This is a genomic window from Arthrobacter sp. HMWF013 (assembly GCF_003061105.1).
Classification (GTDB): Bacteria; Actinomycetota; Actinomycetes; order Actinomycetales; family Micrococcaceae; genus Arthrobacter.
The window spans coordinates 1-1,951 of sequence record NZ_QAIQ01000516.1 but is presented as its reverse complement, the minus strand read 5'-3'; the positions used below and the strand labels follow the sequence as shown (position 1 = coordinate 1,951).

Below are 1,951 nucleotides of genomic sequence, written 5' to 3'. Positions count from 1 at the left end.
CGGTTGACCTGGACCACCTCGGCGCCGAAGCCGTGGAAGATGGCGGCGAACTCGGCGGCGATGTAGCCGCCGCCCACAACCACAACCTGCCGCGGCGGGCCATCGATGCGCATGACGGTGTCAGAGGTGTGCACCTGGGGGAGGTCCATGCCCGGGACGTCCGGCAGCACCGGACGGGAGCCTGCAGCCACCACAACCCGGCTGGCCGTGATGACGGTGCCGGACTCGGTCCGCAGGGAGCGGGGGCCGGTGAAACGGACAAATTCCTGGTACAGGTCAACGTTGTCCAGCTCCTCGTCCCGGTAGCGTCGTCCGCTCTCGGCGATGGCGTCGATGCGTCCGAAAATCCTGTCACGGATGTCGTTCCACCGGACCTTCCCGAGCGTCAGTTCCACGCCGAGACGTGACGCTTCGGCGGGTACCGCGGCCAGGCCCGCCGGGTAGACGAACATTTTCGTCGGGATGCAGCCGACATTCACGCACGTGCCGCCAAAGACCCCGCCCTCGATGAGCGCCACCCGCTTGTTGTCCCAGAACGGGGTGATCAGAGAGTTTCCCGATCCGGAACCGATGATGGCGAGATCGTAATGGGGCATCGTTCTGCCTTTCGAAAGGGTCAATGCCGTCCTCATCCGGGACGCGCATACTGTCACATCGTACGGCCGCCGGCCAGCTCGTGGCGGCGGGTCGCCAAGGACCGAACTCAGTGCCGGCAGGCCCTTCCCGTTACTGACAACCGGTGGGACGATGCCAGTATGAGCGAGAACCACACTGAAAATACCCGCGATGTGGGCCCCCACCAGCACGCGCATGCCCAGCCGACCACCCAGCAGATCCGTACCGTCGGCCAGCGGCGCCGGGAGGCAGAGGAGAAACTGGAGCATCACCTCGAAGAAGCACGCCACAAGAGCGAGGACCATGATGCCGCCACGACGTGAACCCTGAAGCGGCGGGCGGTAAGGCCAAGCAGCCAAAGGGCGGCAGCCCCGCCTGAACCCCGCGTTCCCTGGGGCTTCCTGGCCACGCGACACCACAGCTTCGATCGAAATATTAATAAGTATGCTTGCCAAATAGATAGTAAGCATGCTTAGGGTAGTGCTTGGGGGAAACACAAAAGCCACGCAAGATCGAAGCCAAGGAGGCACCATGCTCGCCAAGGAACACATCGACCAGCTGCTCAGCAAGAACGGAAACGTCCTTTCCACCGATGGGGACAAGATCGGCTCCATCGGGGAGGTCTACGCCGACGACGACAACGGCCAGCCCACCTGGGTCACGGTCAAGACCGGGCTGTTCGGCACGTCCCAGTCATTCGTGCCGCTCGAGGCGGCACGAGTTGAGGGTGACGACCTCGTGGTTCCCTACAGCAAGGACCAGGTGAAGGATGCCCCGCGCATGGATACGGACAGCCATCTGGATCCCGCCGAGGAGGACCGGCTCTACCAGCACTACCAGCTCGGCGGGGCCAGGACCTACACCGACGCCACCAGGGGCACCGATGCCGATCTCGCCCCGACCGGACCGGCTGCCACGTACGATACCGACGATTCCCGTGGCACCGTAGGCCGGGATACGTCCGGCCCCACCACTGATGACGCGATGACGCGCTCTGAAGAGCGGTTGAATATCGGCAAGGATCGTGAGGCCACCGGGCGGGTCCGGCTGCGTAAGTACGTCACCACGGAAAACGTCACCAGGACAGTCCCGGTCCAGCGCGAGGAAGTCAGGCTGGAACGCGAACCCATCACTGATGCCAATCGCGGCGCTGCGATGTCCGGCCCGGCCATCAGCGAAGAGGAACACGAGGTGACCCTCCATGAGGAGCGCCCCGTCGTGGAGAAGGAAACCGTTCCGGTGGAGCGGGTCCGGCTCGACAAGGACACCGTCACTGACGAGGTGACAGTGGATGAGCAGGTCCGCAAGGAGCGCATCGAGGCCGACGGAATCGACG

2 protein-coding genes and 1 pseudogene are annotated in these 1,951 nt (G+C 64.2%); 2 read left to right on the top strand and 1 reads right to left on the bottom strand.

The genetic code is table 11. The annotated features are described in order from the left end of the window. Positions 1 to 596, bottom strand: a pseudogene (locus tag DBR22_RS24735) (FAD-dependent oxidoreductase); the annotation flags it as partial. Between the two features lie 159 nt (positions 597 to 755). Here DBR22_RS24735 and DBR22_RS18000 point away from each other — a divergent pair. Both DBR22_RS18000 and DBR22_RS17995 read left to right on the top strand, forming a co-directional pair. Next, positions 756 to 938, top strand: coding sequence for a hypothetical protein (locus DBR22_RS18000; RefSeq protein WP_108600145.1), 183 nt, complete (start codon positions 756 to 758; stop codon positions 936 to 938). 208 nt (positions 939 to 1,146) lie between these two features. After that, positions 1,147 to 1,951, top strand: an 805-nt coding sequence (locus DBR22_RS17995) for a PRC and DUF2382 domain-containing protein (RefSeq protein ID WP_108600144.1), incomplete at its 3' end; no start/stop codon positions are given.

Excerpts from the sequence above, each read along its gene's own strand:
- DBR22_RS18000 (WP_108600145.1), top strand. The coding sequence starts at position 756 with ATGAGCGAGAACCACACTGAAAATACCCGCGATGTGGGCCCCCACCAG.